10 protein-coding genes and 1 pseudogene are annotated in these 16,971 nt (G+C 53.3%); 7 read left to right on the forward strand and 4 right to left on the reverse strand.

Annotation, left to right across the window (positions count from 1 at the left end; genetic code table 11):
* From BLX24_RS32860 to BLX24_RS26945, 6 genes and pseudogenes are all read left to right on the forward strand, one after another.
* Positions 1-1,131 (forward strand): annotated as a pseudogene (locus tag BLX24_RS32860) (hypothetical protein); the annotation flags it as partial.
* 1 nt (position 1,132) lies between these two features.
* Entirely contained in the window at positions 1,133-2,341 is a 1,209-nt protein-coding gene (locus BLX24_RS26925) for a zinc-dependent metalloprotease family protein (RefSeq protein WP_071506336.1), read from the forward strand.
* 141 nt (positions 2,342-2,482) lie between these two features.
* Positions 2,483-3,418 carry a Kelch repeat-containing protein gene (locus tag BLX24_RS26930; protein ID WP_071506337.1) on the forward strand — a complete coding sequence of 312 codons (936 nt, stop codon included), beginning with the start codon at positions 2,483-2,485 and terminating at the stop codon, positions 3,416-3,418.
* Positions 3,419-3,519: 101 nt separating this feature from the next.
* Complete coding sequence (lipA, locus tag BLX24_RS26935; RefSeq protein ID WP_071506338.1) at positions 3,520-4,398, forward strand: lipoyl synthase; 879 nt, start codon at positions 3,520-3,522, stop codon at positions 4,396-4,398.
* A 64-nt stretch (positions 4,399-4,462) separates the two neighbouring features.
* Positions 4,463-5,614 carry a lycopene cyclase family protein gene (locus BLX24_RS26940; RefSeq protein ID WP_071506339.1) on the forward strand — a complete coding sequence of 384 codons (1,152 nt, stop codon included), beginning with the start codon at positions 4,463-4,465 and terminating at the stop codon, positions 5,612-5,614.
* A gap of 451 nt (positions 5,615-6,065) precedes the next feature.
* Complete coding sequence (locus tag BLX24_RS26945; protein ID WP_071506340.1) at positions 6,066-10,241, forward strand: hybrid sensor histidine kinase/response regulator transcription factor; 4,176 nt, start codon at positions 6,066-6,068, stop codon at positions 10,239-10,241.
* Between the two features lie 69 nt (positions 10,242-10,310).
* Here the strand turns inward: BLX24_RS26945 and BLX24_RS26950 are convergent, their stop codons facing one another.
* The 4 genes from BLX24_RS26950 to arfB all read right to left on the reverse strand — a co-directional run bounded on the left by BLX24_RS26950 (position 10,311) and on the right by arfB (position 15,693).
* Positions 10,311-12,098 carry a hypothetical protein gene (locus tag BLX24_RS26950; protein WP_143092827.1) on the reverse strand — a complete coding sequence of 596 codons (1,788 nt, stop codon included), beginning with the start codon at positions 12,096-12,098 and terminating at the stop codon, positions 10,311-10,313.
* 62 nt (positions 12,099-12,160) lie between these two features.
* Positions 12,161-13,990 carry a LamG domain-containing protein gene (locus BLX24_RS26955; RefSeq protein ID WP_071506342.1) on the reverse strand — a complete coding sequence of 610 codons (1,830 nt, stop codon included), beginning with the start codon at positions 13,988-13,990 and terminating at the stop codon, positions 12,161-12,163.
* 81 nt (positions 13,991-14,071) lie between these two features.
* Complete coding sequence (locus tag BLX24_RS26960; protein ID WP_143092828.1) at positions 14,072-14,707, reverse strand: hypothetical protein; 636 nt, start codon at positions 14,705-14,707, stop codon at positions 14,072-14,074.
* A gap of 581 nt (positions 14,708-15,288) precedes the next feature.
* Positions 15,289-15,693: an alternative ribosome rescue aminoacyl-tRNA hydrolase ArfB gene (arfB, locus tag BLX24_RS26965; RefSeq protein WP_071506344.1), complete on the reverse strand. Its 405-nt coding sequence runs from the start codon at positions 15,691-15,693 to the stop codon at positions 15,289-15,291.
* Between the two features lie 186 nt (positions 15,694-15,879).
* On the opposite strand from arfB, the gene BLX24_RS26970 reads away from it, so the two are divergent.
* The gene (locus tag BLX24_RS26970; protein ID WP_071506345.1) at positions 15,880-16,830 is read left to right on the forward strand and encodes a hypothetical protein; all 951 of its coding nucleotides are present in this window, start codon (positions 15,880-15,882) and stop codon (positions 16,828-16,830) included.
* The last annotated feature ends 141 nt before the right edge of the window (positions 16,831-16,971 follow it).

Here is a 16,971-nt window from a genome sequence, read left to right on the forward strand (position 1 = left end):
CATCTGGGCAGCAAAGGGCACTGGCTGATCCGGTCGGCGGCCGACTCGGGCCATGTAGTGATGCAGGACATCAATCGCGGGCGTGTCGGCATCGGCACGGCTTTTCCGAACTCGACGCTGTCGATTGTAGGGCGTCAGGCAACGAATGATGCTACCAACACCGTCGATATTTCGAATACGGCCGTTGGCCCCAACGTGAGTTTTATCCATTACGGCCGTTACGGCGACTGGTATATCCGGTCGGCGGCGAGTGCCGGTACGGTGGCGATACAGGATATGACCGGAGCCCGGACCGGCATCGGCAACGGGTTTCCCGGCTCAACGCTGAGTGTGCGGGGGCGACAAACGGGCACAGAAAGTAATACGGCCGATTTCTGGCACCCGGGGCTGGGGCCTAACCTGAGTTATATTCATTACGGCCTCAAAGGGGATTGGTTTATCCGGTCGGCAGCCAACGACGGGAAGATCGTGATTCAGGATGTTGGCGGAACGGGGCTGGTAGGCCTTGGCACGGCTTCTCCGATTGCTAAACTACACCTTTCGACCACCGGCGAAAATGCCATGCGCGTAGACGGAATCAACCCATACATCGTCTTCCGGAACGTAAACGATGCGGCCCGCACCGATAACGGCCATGAGCTGGGCTTTATCCGGACCTGGACCACCAACCCGTTTAACCCCGCCGGGTATTACGGCTTTGAGATCGGTGTGCCGCCTGCCGCCTCGGCTCAACCAGCCAAACACCTGATGTTCTCAACGTCCTATAACCTCCGGATGGTGATTCTGGACAACGGCAACGTCGGTATCGGTACCAATATTCCGACCACGAAGCTGGCGGTCAACGGGACAATCCGCGCCAAAGAAGTGATTGTTGATACCGACTGGGCCGATTTTGTATTTGCCCGCCGTTACCGGCTCCGGCCGCTGCCGGAGGTAGAGCAGTTTATCCGGACACACCGCCATTTGCCGGATATTCCGTCGGCCACCACGATTTCCGGTAATGGGGTCGCTCTGGCCGACGTAACGACAAAAATGATGCAGAAAATCGAAGAACTGACCCTGTATGTCATTCGGCAGGATAAGCAAATCCGGGCCTTACAGCGTCGTTTAGCTACGCCAAAACGCCGTTGATATGAAAACGATATGGATCCTTCTATGGCTGAGTAGTGCGTTAACGTCGTTTGCTCAGGTCGTTACCCCGCCGAATGTAACGGAGCCTGTGCAGCGGTTCGGGCAGTTGAGTAAGCCGGAGCAGGGGGGCGGACCGGTTCCCGGATGTGGTACGCGTCCGAAAAAGCCGCTGACCCCGATTCCGCCGGACCGGCAGGCGCGGATTGCCCAAAAAAGCGGTGCGCTCCCGTATTGCGTCAAAGTGGTACTGACTGTTTTTGCCGATAACGACGGCTCCAGCCGAGCGTCGACCGATGCCGATCAGCTGCGGCAGTTCAACGCGATGGTTAATTTCTACCGGCCACACAACATCTGCTTTGTGTTGATGGGCATCCGGCAGATCAACAACAGTGACCTGAACATTCAGGACAGTTCGGAAGAAGATGAGTTAACACCGTTTCTGCTGGCGAATGTCTTCAATATCTTTACCCATAAGGAGGTCTATACCGATGGTAAGCGCATTGGCGGGACCGCTTATGACATTCCGAATACGGGAGCGTATGTGAGTCTTGATCAGGGAAATGTCTCGAATGCCAGCGATAACAGCACCATGGCCCATGAAGTAGGCCATGCATTCGGGTTGCTGCATACGTTTGAGCGGCATCCGTGGGACCCGCTGCACGGTACCGAAAGTGTTGAACGAAACCCCGATGCCGATTGCTGGGATTGTGATGTCGACGGGGATTACGTCTGCGATACCCCCGCCGATCCGGATCAGGATGAGGACGATGTACGCTACCTCAGAAACAACACTACTATTCCGGCAGACGGTTGCCGGTACATGGGTAACCGGCGTGACGAATGCGATGTCCCTTATGTCCCTCAGACCTATAACATCATGAGCTACGGCCGGCCTGATTGCATCTCCCTGTTCACCAATGGGCAAGGCGCCCGGATGCGCTACTACCTGGCAGAAGAGACCGACTTTGCACCGGTGCTGGCACCGGAAGCCTTGTATATGCCGCTCTTTTTTTCGCAGACCTATGCGAGCGGATCGTTTGTCGGCGTTTCCCGCGATGTGTATACTCTCGGCGAGTATTATCCGTTGCGGGTACAGCAGACGGCAACCTTTACGGTGTACTCAAAACGGATTGTGGTTAAGCCCGGCACGCGGTTTTCGCCCGGCAGCGGCGGACGGGTCCAGCTGACAGGTAATCCGAACTGCCCGTAAAAGTAAGTTTTCGATTAAATAAAACAGGTAACAATACGCATACCCTATACCGGACTTCTACGCTAAAACCTACGTCTGAATGTATCGATTTTTGTAGTAAAAGTAAATTGATTTACAGGTGTTTAACGGATAGTCATGTGTATGAAAGCTATTGTTTTGTGTGTGCTGGCAGTAATCATTTTCAGCTGTAAGAAAAGCGGCGATGAGGCAGGGGTAACGGCAGCGAAGAAGCCGGATGATGTGGTGTTGACGCTGAAATCGCTGAATGTGCCGATCAGTACGTTTGATATCGGTAATTACAGTTTTCAGTCGGTCATGGTAGGTAACGATATTTACTATGCCAGCTACTCGAATACCGCAAAGACCCAGTTTTTGGTCCGGTATAATGTAAACAGCAATTCGTTTTCGTCGGCACTGGCCAAATCGGCCAATGTTTGCGCGTGTGGCTACATGAACCGCCTGTTGTCCGATGGCACCAATGTTTACTACATCGCCAACGATGCCACGAAGTATGTCGCTTCGTCGAATACCTGGCAGACCCTGACCTATCCATCCACGGCCAAAGATAATGCAGGTGAAGCCGGTTCGGTTTACTATAACGGGAACCTGTATTTTGTCGGTGGCCGTACGGCTTCGACCATGTTTAAGTACTATAATATCAGTCAGGACAAGTGGTTTACGGTGCCTAACTATCTGTATCCGACAAGCCGCAGCGAGCTGGCGGTATACAAGGACCGGATCTATGTATTGGGCGGCGACGGGGCTAAACGCAAGTTCGCCTGGTTCTCGGTAGGCAGCAACAGCTGGACGGCACTGCCGGATACGCCGTTCGACGTGTCGGCTTCTTACGAAGGGGTGTATTCGGCGGTGTTAAACAACTATCTGTTCCTGCTACAGTCGAAAAATGTGTATGTCTACGATCTGGTAAACGATGTCTGGGCCGCTGCGCCAATCACACTGAGTGAAGCGCCTGCCTACGCCAATCTGTTTTCAAACGGGCAGAAGCTGTACCTGTCCGGTAAAAACAGTGCCAATATTCCGGTAGCGTATGAGCTGACGATGTCGTTTAAACCCTGAACCGGCAATCGAGAAAACTGACCGGTTTTGCTGATTAACTGGCAATCGTTTCCGAACTTTACGGGCAGAAAATTCCTTTTGAGAGAAAGACTGAGGTTGCTATGATCGAACTACCTGTCATCCCCTCCACCGAACAACGGAAAAAACGCCCTGACTGGCTGCGCGTTAAGCTGCCAATCGGCCCTGAATATGCTAAAGTACGTAAGCTGGTCGACACGTATAAGCTGCACACCATCTGCGAAAGCGGCAATTGCCCGAACATGGGCGAATGCTGGGGTGCCGGTACGGCCACGTTTATGATTCTGGGTAACGTCTGTACCCGCAGCTGCACCTTCTGTGCCGTAGCGACCGGCCGCCCGAACGAATACGATACCGACGAGCCGCGCCGTGTGGCCGAAGCCATTGTGCTCATGAAGGTCAAACACGCGGTGATTACCTCCGTAAACCGCGATGAACTGAAAGACCGTGGTGCCGAAATCTGGTACCAGACCGTGCGCGCCGTAAAAGAGGCCTCCCCCGAAACGACCATTGAAACGCTGATTCCGGATGTGAAAAACAACTGGGATGCGCTGATCCGGATGATCGAGGGCGGCCAGGAAGTGGTATCGCATAACATGGAAACCGTCGAACGCCTGTATCGCCGGGTACGGCCACAGGCTAAATATGACCGAAGCCTGGAGCAGATCCGCCGGACAAAAGAGTATGGGCAGCGCACCAAGTCGGGCATCATGCTGGGGCTGGGCGAGACCAAAGAAGAAGTAGTCAAAGCGATGGACGATCTGGTCGTCAATGGGCTGGATATCCTCACGCTGGGTCAGTACCTGCAGCCGACGAAGATGCACCATGAAGTGATTGAGTGGATTCATCCCGATACGTTTGCCATGTATCAGGAAGAAGGCCTGAAGCGCGGTCTGAAATACGTGGAGTCAGGGCCACTGGTGCGGTCGAGCTATCACGCTGAACGACACGTTCATGTCTAAACAGAAATGAGTGGTTTGTGGTTAGTGAAGTAATCAAGAGCCACCAACCACAGACTACTCATTCATGAAAAAATACGACTTCATCATTGCCGGTGGCGGCATGGCGGGTCTGAGTCTGGCATATCACCTGAGTCAATCCCCCCTCCGCGACCGGTCAATACTGATACTGGATAAAGAAGACAAAAAACAGAACGACCGTACCTGGTGCTTTTGGGAGGAAGGTGAGGGGCCGTTCGAATCTATTCTATTCCGGAAATGGCAAACGGTCGAATTCCACGGAACCGGTTTTGCCGGCCCGCTTGACCTGGGCAATTATCAGTACAAAATGCTGCGCGGGATCGACTTCTACGATCATGTCCGGAGTCACCTTGCGCAATTTCCCAACATTGAATTTCGTCAGGCTACCATCAATCGGGTCAAGGAAACCCCGCAGGGAGGGTTCGTCATTGCCAATGATGAGCCCTACATGGCTACCTATGTTTTCGACAGCACCTTCCCGCTGGATCTGAAAGACCCCGACCGCCATAATCTGCTGCAACATTTCAAAGGCTGGGTGATTACCACCCAAAAGCCCTGTTTTGATACAGGCCGTCCGCGCATGATGGATTTCCGGACCGATCAGCGGGGCGACTGCCGGTTTGTCTATGTGCTGCCCTTTAATGAAACAACGGCCCTGGTTGAGTATACGATCTTCAACGAACGCCTGCTGCCCGAGGCAGATTACGAGCAGGCGTTAAAGCAATACATCGCCAATTTTCTGGACACAGGCAGCTATCAGATCAGCGAGACCGAGTATGGCGTTATTCCGATGTCGGATGTACCGACCAAAGAGCGGCCTTCGAAACACATTGTCCGGATCGGGACCGCAGGCGGGCATACCAAACCGTCGACCGGCTATACGTTTCAGCGCACCCAGCGCGCCATGCAGGCCATCGTCCGGAGTCTGGTTACCCGGGGGAAACCCCGCCGACGGCCTTCATGGCTACGCAAACGGTTTAAGTTGTATGATAGTATTCTGCTCAATGTCCTCGAACAAAACCGCTACCCCGCCGACGACATGTTTACCCGCCTGTATGAGGACAATCCGCCGACAAAGATTTTTAAATTTCTTGACGAGGACACGTCGTTAGGTGAAGAATTCCGCATTATCAATTCAATGCCGAAAAAGCCGTTCACCATCGCACTCTTACATGTACTGTGGCGCCGGGCGTTTTAGTCACCGACGCCTGAAGCCGGCTATCGGGCTTCCTCCGTCTTAGGCTGTGTTAACTTAATCAGTTGGCTGTCGATCCAGCGGGCAACCCGCGTAATGGCGTATGGAACAGGAATCATATCGGTAACATGAATTTAAACATAAACTGATGTGCAAATAACGTCAGGAGGCATGCTATTATTCTGCCAATCGATACCCCGATTCTGCCAAAATGCTTTTTAAAGCCATTTTTTTTTAGATTTCCTGCTGATTAGTTAAAGAAAGTTGGCGTGTGGTTACGAATCGGGGATGGATTGTTTGGTCGACAGGCAGGCCTTACATTCTTTACGTTATTTACTGATACATATACTAAAGTGAAGACATGAGAATGGATAGTTAGATTTAAGTAGCTTTTTCGGTTTACAGTTGTTTATTTAGATGCTGATTTGTACTGAACAACTACTGAATTTGCCGGATGCGGGTTTTGCTGATTGTGTTAGGCGTATTGTATACCTGGTTGGGTTATGCTCAGCCAGCAAATACGAATAGCCCTTACCGGGTGACTGTCCGGCACATCGGAGTCGATCAGGGATTGCCAAACCGTACAGTGTTACACATCGGTCAGGACGGTGACGGCTTTATATGGATCGGTACAATTGAAGATGTCTATCGGTTCGACGGGCGGCGATTGATTCCGCTACCCGCTTTAGATTCTTCGGCCAGAAACGTGAAGACGATCAACCTGGTCATGACAGATGATTTCGGAAATCTCTGGTTAAATGGCGGTGGTACTGAAGACGGGCGTAACCAGTACGTTATGTTAAAAGGCCATAAGAAGCCGGAGGTTATTCAGGAGGCCTTCAAAGGCACCCCTTTTACAAAGAGCCGGGTGAATATTTTTGCTGCTTCTCCCCACAACCGAATCCGGTTTTTCCGCACAAAAGATGGTACGATCTGGTATCAGAAAAAGCCCGGCACATTCAAAGCGGTATTCAGCCATCCTTATCTGCGTAATAATTTCAAAAATGGTTTATGCGAAACGACACGGAAAACCCTGCTCATCGCTCTGCCGTCGGCACCCGGGCAGCCATCAGGAACCATAACAGAAGTAGATACGAATGGCCGTATTCTTCATCAGCAGTTTATGCCGCAGTTGCTGAATCCGATTTATCAGGAGCCCGACGGAACCATTTACTGCAATAAATTTATCGATTATGCGCAGGCCGCCCTGATGCCTGAGGGTGCTGCTGATGTTGTCTTATACCGGTTGAGGCCATCCGGAGCGCTTGAAAACGTATTTATTCCCTTCATCCGGGATCATAAAGACCCCGTTTTTAATACGCTGGCCAACGTCAATTCAAGTTATGATGCGTTTCACGGGCTCTTCTGGCTCTGCGGGCCTAATAAGCTCATTGCCTGGCATCCGCAGCATGGTGTTGTATTTGATATCCGCCAGACAAACTTTCCGTCAGCAAACATCGGTGAATACCGGAATGTGTTTGTTGACCGTACGGGGGCGGTCTGGGTATCAACGCTGAACGGTGTGGTGGTACTGACACTGGAAGAAAACCATTTCCGCCGTTTTCTCTACCTGGATGAACCGAATAAGACCGGCGAAAAACTGGCTATCCGGGGCATGGTTCAGAACGGCCGGGACTTGTGGGTGAATGCCAGTAAGCCCTATATCGTTGATCTGAAAACAGGCACCGGCCGGCTGGCCCTGAAGCTGACGGATCCGAAGCTCATGTATACGCTGAACCTGTATCCGGCCATCCGCGATCCTAAAGGAAACATCTGGGCGTCGGCGGGCGATATCATCAAGGTGAATCCGGCGACGTATGCTTTCGAAACAGGAACGCTACAGATAGACAACAGTACGGTTTCTTTATGGCATGACGGCAAAAAACGGATATGGGTAGGGCACATCCATGGCATATCCGTCTTTGATACTGATACCAGGCAAGACCGGCTTTTTACGGGCTGTAATCAGTTTAAAAACCTCGCCGAAAGTCAGATCAACGGCTTTTTCCCGGACAAACGTTCAGGGAAACTTTGGCTGGCTACCACCTCCGGACTCTATCTGCTGGATACCCTGAAAGGTGTTGAAGCACGATACAGTGTTGCCGGGACGGGAAACCGTCATCTGCCATTCGATAACATTACGTTTTTGTATCCGGATCCGGATCAGCCTGATACATACTGGCTGGCAACCCGTGGGGGCGGTCTGCTGAGGTGGCATAAACGCACCGGACAATACCGGCAGTTTACCGATAAGCAAGGGTTATCAGATAATACCCTGTATGCTATTTACGAAGACCGTTTCCAGCGATTGTGGCTCCCGAGTAACCGGGGCCTGATGAGCTTTCACCGGAAAACCCACCAGGTGCAGATTTACCATAAGGCCGACGGAATTACCGATGAGGAATTTAACCTGCTGGCACACCTGCGTGGTGACGACGGGCAGTTATTTTTCGGTGGCCTCAACGGGGTGACTGCCTTTTATCCGGATCGTATCCGGCCGCAAAAACCGCAGCTGGTACCGTTACTGGTCACTCAATACCAGAAACTGGATACCGAAACCGGTGCCATGGCCGATCGTTTTGCCGATTATGAAGCTGATAAGGCCATTCACCTGTCTGCGTCTGACCGGTTGTTCACCCTGTCATTCTCTCTGCTTGATTTCCGTGAGCAGGGCACCAACCGGCTTTGGTACCGGATTGATGGCTGGCAGGATAACTGGGTGATGCAGGAGCAGCTTGATTTGCGGATCAATGGGCTACCGGCCGGTGATTACACGCTTCAGGTACGGGCTCAGGCGGGTAACGGTATGTGGGCGTCGGGCATAGTCAGTATTCCGGTCTCAGTAGATAAACCGGTCTATTTACGGACCTGGTTTTTATTGCTGAGCCTGCTGCTGCTCATGGGGGCCGGGCAGGCTCTTTTCCGGTGGCGGAACCGCCAGCTGGTGACCGAGAAAATCCGGCTGGAGCAGGAAGTCGCCCGCCGCACGGCCCGGATTGAACGCGATAAGGCAATTATCGAGCACGACAAAACGATTATTGAAAAACAGGCCGCCGATCTGCGGGCTAACGATACCCTTAAATCCCGTTTCTTTGCGAATGTATCGCATGAGTTCCGGACGCCATTGACACTGCTGTTGGGACCGATTCAGTTTTTGTCCCGTCAGGTCAGTGAGGCTAATGCACGCCAGCTGTTGCAGACGATGGAGCGCAATACCCGGCAGTTGCTGACACTGGTCAACGACCTGCTCGACTTAAGCCGTCTGGATGCAGGGGAGCTCGTATTAAACGAAAAGCCGGGTGATTTGTCGCTGGGTATTACGCAGGTTGCTGCCGATTTCAGGCCTGCTGCATCCTATGCAGGGATTGACCTGCAGATAGCCGGGACCGATGCCCCCGTCTGGATGTTAGTGGATCTGCCCCGGTTTGAAACCGTTTTACGGAATCTTCTGAGTAACGCTGTCCGTTATACGCAGGCAGGTGGTTCTGTCTGTGTCCGGCTTTTGTGTCGGGAGGGGGTCGCAACGGTGGCGGTGGCAGATACCGGGCCAGGTATTCATCCGGATGATTTACCCTATATCTTCGACCGCTATTTCCAGACCAGACAGGTCGACAAGCCGCTCCAGGGCGGTACCGGAATAGGTCTGGCTTTGTGCCGGGAATACTGCACCCTCTGGGGAGGCACCCTGACGGTGAGCAGTGAGCCAGGGCAGGGGAGTACGTTTACCATAACCTATCCGATCCGGCAGGTGTCTCCTCCCGTTCTGCCGCCGCGAAGTACCCCGGCGGTTATAGAGGCATTCTCTCTACCGGAGAGCGCAGGTCCTGAGCAGGAGCCAACCGCCGGACAAGTGACTGTGCTGGTGGTTGAAGATCATGCCGATCTGCGGTTTTACATCCAGACCGTTCTGGCGCCTTACTACGATATTCAAACGGCCCGGAACGGGAAGGAAGCCCTTGACTGGCTGAAAGCACAACCTGACAACCAGTTGCCGAAACTCATTGTATCCGACATTATGATGCCTGAAATAGATGGTCTGACGATGAGCAGGCTGCTGCGCGAACAGGCTGTCTGGCGCCATATCCCGATTGTGCTGCTTACGGCCCGCGCCGACCTGGACAGTCGTTTACAGGCCCTTCAGCTGGGCGTTGCCGATTACCTGACCAAGCCGTTTCAGGAGGCAGAGCTGATTGCCCGTGTCCGCAATCTGCTGGTGCGCAGTGAGGAGCTGATCAACTGGCGTACCTACGCTGCTGAACCGGAGCCGGCTTTTGCCGCAGAAGCGCCCGGGGATGACCGTTCGCAGGATACCGGCTGGATCAGTACGGTACAGGACATCATCCGGCAGCACCTGAGCAGCTCAATGCTGAATGTCAGATACCTGGCAGAAGCCGTCGGTATGAGTGAACGCCAGTTCTACCGGCAGTGTAAAGCCCTGACCGGCATGTCGCCCAACCAGCTGATCCATGAGGTCCGGTTGCAGGTTGCCCATGAGTTGCTCCGGAAGAATCCGGAAGCGCTGGTAAAAACGATTGCGCTGGAAGTCGGGTACAGCAAATCATCCTACTTTATTCAGCTCTACCGCGAACGGTTCGGCGTTCCGCCCGGGCAGTATCTGACTCTTCTTTAGCCCTTGTTGCAGAGGAGGCCGGCAGTTCTGTGTTGCCGGGTTTAACACAGAACTGCCAGACCCCTGAACTTATTTACATGCTGTTCCGGTAACGACGTATGTTATGGTATCATCACTGATTTCCCCGCAGGCATTCTGGTAGCTTACCTTAAAGGTATAGGCACCCGGCTGTTTCACATGTAACCCGGTAATGGCATAGGAGCCGACCTTGCGATATACCGCACTGAATACGTAGCCATCCGGTCCTGTGATGGTATAGCCCGTCCCGAAACCCGAGCCGGTGAGCTGCACCTGACAGTTATCGGGGCCAAGTATGGCGCTCTGGGTGATGGAGACGGCATCGGCAATGATGGTTTGGTCGCAGGCAACCGAAACGGTGGTAGAGGCCGTAGCGGAACACTGACCGGTGGTGCCGGTGACGGACAGTGTGCTGGCAGACGTGACATTGCTGACGGTGATGGCCGATCCGCTCATGCCGTTGCTCCAGGTATAGCTGTCAGCACCTGAGGCTGTCAGCGTAACACGCTGCCCGATGGCCACAGCCGGTGCTGGTGTCGCGGTGATGGCCACAGAAACACCGCTACCGCCGAGCGGCCCGCAACCCACGACAATTTTAACGCCATATCCTCCGAATTCACCACAAGGCAGGGCAGATACAGATCCGGCTTGTGTAATGCCTGCCTCATTTATAGAGGACTGATAAAACTCCCAGCCGCTGCCGTTCCAGCGCAGCTGATTGCCGTTTAGTACCCACGAAGGAGCCCCCTGGTAGGTTTCGCCCGGCGTGTAGGTGCCGCCCAGCCCGTTTGTCTTATCGCTTACGATTATGGTACGGGGAACATAAGGGGCACAGGGGTCGACCGGCGGAGTAAAGCGAACCGTGCCATCAGCCGTAGCGGAACATGTACCACTCGTCCCTGTGACGGACAAAGTGGTCACTGAAGTAACATTGGTCAATGTAATACTTGAACTTTGAACACCATTGCTCCAGGTATAAGACGTTGCACCCGAAGCGGTCAGCGTCAGGCTACCACCCGATGCAATGGTCAGGCTGGGTGTTGCCGAAATACTGACCGCAGGACACACAACCGTAAAAAGGCCGGTAACCTGCTCATGTGAAAAGTCATGGTTTGAGACACCCAGCCGGCGGTTTGCTCCGACAGCCTCCGGGGTGAATTGCAGCACCCACTGCCCCTGAGTTGTGCCCGAACTCCAGACAACTGTGTTGCCGGGGTGCTCTACACCCTGTACCAGCAGATTCAGCGAGATATCATTGGCGTCGGAAGCCGTGCCATTATAAAGCGAGGGATAATAGGTTTCCCCTGTGATGCCTCCGGTTATGGTTGCTGTAACACTTTGCCCGACGGTATAACTGGTTGAGGCCGGAGAAAGGGTAAGGTTTAGTGCTGGTTTGGGCTGCACCGTAAAACCGTTCAGGTCCGTGTCGGCAAATTCGTTATTGACCGCATTACCAACGTCGAAGACACGATTACTTCCGGCCCCTTTAAAGCGTACTGCGAACCAGACGGATGTTTGCCCGCTTTGCCAGGTAATGTTATTATTGGTGTTTCCTTCGCTGTTTCCGAGGATTATTACATCAGAAACAGGCTGTCCTGATGTATTCGGATCGCCTTCATACAGCGATAAGGTATAGTTACGGGTACCGGTACCGCCTGTCACCGTTACGGTGACGCTTTGCCCGACGGTATAAGTACCTGAAAGGGGAAAAACCGAAACAGACAGCGAGTTTGGCGCTGAGCGTTCAGGAGCGGTATGTAGGCTGGACCTTTGGTCTGCCAGACTGACTGTGGCCGTGATCAGCCACAGTAAAAAACAAGAAAGAAGAACTGACTTCATGGAGGGCGAAGTGATTAACACGCGTGATGATTGAAGCATGAGATCGGTGGAGCCTGTAAACCTTATGGACAGCTGCCGGTAACCTGAAAAGATGTGATATAAGGCGGTATGCCCGGCGTATCATACACCACGATATAGTACGTACCGGCTGTCCGCAGGTCGCTGATGCCGAGGAGCCGGTTAATTACGGGGCTGCGGAAGCCCTTAATCCCGAGGTAGTTTCCGGGTCCGGTAACCGCAAACCAGCGCCCTGTACCGGTAAACGTAGTCCGGCCGGGACAATTGGTGCCGCCGAGTACCACTGATGCCGGCGGTGTCGCTGTCAGTGACAGGGTACCCGTACAGGTAGCTGATGAGGATACTCCCCCTGGCGCAACCCAGTTGGATGTACTGCCACTGAGGCTGAAGTTTTTTAGTGTTCCCGGGCTCTGGGCATTGGCCAGATTGGTCAGACTGGTGATACCGGTATTCGCACCGCCGTCGTCTCCCTGATTGAAGGTGTAATAAGCCCGTAAACCGGTCTGCGTTGCCGGATTGAGCTGGCAGGCATAATTCAGGGCCACTTCATAGTCAGCAAGCGCGCGGTCCCAGATGCGTACTTCGTCCATCGTACCCACAAAATAACTGCCCATCGATTTGGTGGCACCCAGATAGATTTCGTCGCCAACCGTATTCAGGGTTGTCAGACTGGCGGGCAGGGGTTTGGTTTCTTTCAGAACGCCGTCAATATAAAACGCGACGGCTGTGCTGGCGGATGGGTCGGTACTAACGGCTACATGATGCCATTTTCCGTCGTTTACCGCGAAACTGCCTGTTACGTTGGCACCACCGAGGTAGACGGCCAGATACCCCGTATTCCGCATCACAAAACCCCAGCGACCACCGGTGCCGGTATTTCCCCAGTCCATGATGTAAGAATCAGCAGTCGCTGAGGTTTTAATCCAGGCTTCAACGGTCCGTGCCGAATTCCCGGCAATACCGTTTACGCCCGTTGCGACATAATTGCCGCTGGCGAAGTTAAGGGCCGCACCTTTGGCGCGTACGGTGATAGCCGCTGTTGCGGTTGCCACACAGTCGCCGGTCCGGGCTGTTACAGACAGGGTCGTTGTGCTGGCTGGAGCGACAACTACTTCGGTACTGGTCTCGCCATTGCTCCACAGATAAGCGGTTCCTGTACCGGTTGCGGTGAGGGTGACGCTTTGCCCGGCGCTAATCGTCGGGGCGTTGGGCGTAACCCGTACCGACGGGCTCGACAAGGCACCGCAGCCTACTGTCAGGTAGGGAGAACCGGAGCCAGACCAGCCGTCACAGGGAATATAAGACGCCGATCCCGTTTTATTTGTTGCCAGGATGGTATTGCCGATATTCCGGAAAATCTGCCATTCCGTACCTGTCCACTGAATAATCTGGTTATCCATTTTCCACGAAGGAGCACCGTTAATGGTACCATTGACGAGGTATGAACCATTATAATTGTCATTACCAAAACCATATACGTCAATCCGTGTGAGTGTGACCGCACACGACGATGTCTGTAGATTGGCGGTGTTATCTGCTGCACGGGGAGTCGCAGGCTCATTCGGGCGTATGGTCTGCCGCTGTGCCACGGCAATTCTGCTTCCCGGACCTGATACAAGCATCAGTATAAAAACTGACAGCCGCATCAGGTTGGCAGGCGCGGTATTGCTGCGGGTAAGATGTTGAATGAGAGGATAGATACTGTTAATTCCGGACATAAAGTCTGTTCCCTTGTTTGATTCGTGAAGATGTTTGTGGCCTGTACGGCCATCGTTGTCGGTGCTGAGTGGCTGATGGTTCGGTTTCAGGACTATCAGCCACTCAGCACCGACAGAAACAAAAGGTTTATTTACAAGCCTCGCCTGTGACGACATAGGTCATGGTGGAGTCGCTGCTCTCACCACAGGCATTTATATAGCTTGTTTTTAGTGTGTAGGATCCCGGCTGAGTCACGTTTAAGCCGTTGATGGTGTAGCTGCCCACCCGCCGATAGCCACACCACGGCCGCCGGTACAATAACTGCCACCGCCCGTAACGGTGTATACCGTAGGCGGAACGCATGAAACGGTGACGGTGGCCGTGCCGGTACAACCATTGGTGGTACCGGTAACGGAGTAAGCGATTGTCCGGGTTGGCGATACGCTTATGATTGACTTGGAACTGGCGGGTGTGGTATCCCAAAGGTATGTATCAGCCCCGGATGCTGTCAGCGTTGCCGACTGACCGCCAGGGATGGTTTGTGAAGAAGGGGTTATACTGACATTCGGCGCATCAGGATTTACCAGAGCCCCACACCCACCGCTGAGCGTAAGTGCACCAAATCCACCCCAACCCGTACAAGGCAGGTTGGTTATTGACCCTGAATTGTTGGTCGCAAATGTCCCGTACTTGTTGTAAACAATTTCCCATTGGGATCCCGTCCAGCGGATGGTAAACAGTTCACCCTGCCCTGGGGTGCCGGAGCTGGTCCATTGGGCGGCGCCGTTGTAAGTACCGGCAGGCGTGTAATCTTCCCTTACATTTTCTGGTAGCTGATCACTGGACAATACAATTTTCCGGGGTACAAACGCACACGGAGATTGAACGTTCATCGCAGCGAGCGCGATGAGCATAATAAGAAAGGTAGCTGTTACTTTTTTTAGTAACCGGTACTTGAGTAAGTATCTGTATTTCATTGTGTTAAAAGTGGAATTGGGTTGGTTGCTTACCGATTTGGCCAGTGACCACGCAGGTCATGTGTTGTCGCTGATTTAGCCACAGGTGTTCTGATGGAGCAGCAACCAGAACGCCTGCATCTGTAAATAATACCAGGTCGTTTGATTTCACAAAGTAACATCATGTGTACCTGAGTTGGGGGGAAATCGATACCAGGATCCTGCCAATCGGTACCCGAATCCTGCCCGCGATACCCGAATCCTGCCAGGCGATACCAGAATCCTGCCAAATTATATTTTAAAGATACTTATTGCGTTAAAAGGAGACTTATGGGAAGGGTTTGTCCGTGTGGGATAGCAGTGTGAGTTTACTGTTTCGTGTATTACGAATAGACTAAGTGAACAGGTGTGGCGGGGCTAAAGACTCACAAAAAAAGCCGTGGTATCTTGAGCGGAACCACGGCTTTCAGGAGCTTGTCGAAGGAATACGGTTGTCTGGTGTTCATTGGTAGAGCTGGTTAGTCGATGGAAACTCTGCGGCGGTTGGCTTTAAGGTCGCCGCGCTTCTTCTTGTCGGTCTTGCGGGCCTCCTGCGACGCCCGGGTTGGCCGGGTGGCCTTGCGGGGCTTCGGCACCTCAAACGCCTTTGCAATCAGCCGGAGAAATTTCTGCGTCACCTTCTCTTTGTTGGCCAGCTGCGTACGCTCGGTCTGGTGCGTCAGTACGAGCTCGCCTTCGGTCGTTAATTTGCCGGCCAGTTTCTCCAGCAAAACCGCCCTTTCCTCGTCGGTCAGTAAGGCGGAGCCCGCTACGCTGAACCGTAGTTCGGCTTTGGTCGAGACCTTGTTGACGTTCTGGCCTCCCTTGCCGCCGCTGCGGGCAAACTGGTACGTAATGTCGGGTACTAATTTTTGTGTATCCATAAATAGCCTGTTACGGCAGGAGAACACCATAAGCCCGCCAATATGTTTCAACCTGAAGCACCTGAGCCGTTACTTTTTTCAGTTCAGGCTGCCGGATTGACGCTTCAGCAACAAGGGCGCTGGGAATCCACAGGCCGCACGCCAATTTTGAGCCATCAAACAACAAATACTTTCCTCTTTTTTACCATGAATAAGTTAATCGGTCTGGGCGTGGCGCTGGCAGCCACGTGGCTTATGGCGGCCCGTGTCGCCGATGTGTTGTCCGACACAGGCGTCACCATGGACAACGTGCGTCAGGGAACGCTGCAAAACCTGACCGAAGAACGCTGGTTTCGTTTCAGCAGCACAGCGGCCATGCGCCAGATGGCCCGCCGGATTCCGGAGGGCTCCCGCGCGGCGGCAGTACGGGCTCTCGGTAAGGTGGTCCGCTCTTACTGCGAGTCAGCGGCCTTTAAAAAAGAGTTTCTGGGTTGGGTAAAGCAAAAATACCCCTACGATGACCGGTATAGTGATGAAAGCATGGCGGCGCAGGAGCAGGCCGTCGGGCAGATGGATGGCATGGTGAGCCAGCAACTGGGTATGATGCAGCAGGCCTATGCGCAGATTGATCCGGCGATGTTGCAGCAGGTAATCCGGACGCAGCTTCAGCAACAGGAGCAGGAACTGGCGTCACTGGAAGGCGACGAACGGACGACACTCGCCACGGAAATCAGCGATGTAAAGAAAATGCTGAGCGCCACGGCCGGTAAACCGGCAGAATTTAAAAAGCAATACCTGGCCTACCAGAACCGCAAACTACAGAAGCAGGCTGCGGGCAACATCGCAGGCGAAAAGGAAAAAATAGCAGATGCCAAAGTACAGAATGCAGAATATCACCGGCAGAAGGCTGCATTCGATGCCCACTCGGATGCCCGTCCGTTACTGAAAAAACGCTTAAACGAATTTATTGCCCTGTGTAATGATGTGGATTTCGGCGCGCAGACCGTACAGAAAGGCTACCGGCAGGAGTTTGTGAACCCGATACACCAGCGTAAACCGGCGGAGTGGAAATTCCTCTACCGTCTTGGCAAAGAACCGGTAACCGAAGCTAAAGCGGTTGCACAGGCGTGGCTGACCGATCTCGGAAAAGAACGATAAACGCTATTTATTTTCATAGGTTAGGGAGTTTCTACAGTCCGTCGGCGCTTATCGGCGGACTGTTTTGTTTTTACTCTACCATTTATGTAGTCATTGACTCGGAAACAAAAACAATCGTTCCCGGAACGGGTTCTGTCTGCA

Origin of the sequence: Arsenicibacter rosenii (genome assembly GCF_001870735.1) — a bacterium.
Taxonomy (GTDB): Bacteria; Bacteroidota; Bacteroidia; order Cytophagales; family Spirosomataceae; genus Arsenicibacter; species Arsenicibacter rosenii.

Bases quoted from the DNA above. Each gene is read 5' to 3' on its own strand.
- BLX24_RS26925 (WP_071506336.1), top strand. From the start codon at position 1,133: ATGAAAACGATATGGATCCTTCTATGGCTGAGTAGTGCGTTAACGTCG.
- BLX24_RS26930 (WP_071506337.1), top strand. From the start codon at position 2,483: ATGAAAGCTATTGTTTTGTGTGTGCTGGCAGTAATCATTTTCAGCTGT.
- lipA (WP_071506338.1), top strand. From the start codon at position 3,520: ATGATCGAACTACCTGTCATCCCCTCCACCGAACAACGGAAAAAACGC.
- BLX24_RS26940 (WP_071506339.1), top strand. From the start codon at position 4,463: ATGAAAAAATACGACTTCATCATTGCCGGTGGCGGCATGGCGGGTCTG.
- BLX24_RS26945 (WP_071506340.1), top strand. From the start codon at position 6,066: ATGCGGGTTTTGCTGATTGTGTTAGGCGTATTGTATACCTGGTTGGGT.
- BLX24_RS26950 (WP_143092827.1), bottom strand. From the start codon at position 12,098: ATGAAGTCAGTTCTTCTTTCTTGTTTTTTACTGTGGCTGATCACGGCC.
- BLX24_RS26955 (WP_071506342.1), bottom strand. From the start codon at position 13,990: ATGTCGTCACAGGCGAGGCTTGTAAATAAACCTTTTGTTTCTGTCGGT.
- BLX24_RS26960 (WP_143092828.1), bottom strand. From the start codon at position 14,707: ATGAACGTTCAATCTCCGTGTGCGTTTGTACCCCGGAAAATTGTATTG.
- arfB (WP_071506344.1), bottom strand. From the start codon at position 15,693: ATGGATACACAAAAATTAGTACCCGACATTACGTACCAGTTTGCCCGC.
- BLX24_RS26970 (WP_071506345.1), top strand. From the start codon at position 15,880: ATGAATAAGTTAATCGGTCTGGGCGTGGCGCTGGCAGCCACGTGGCTT.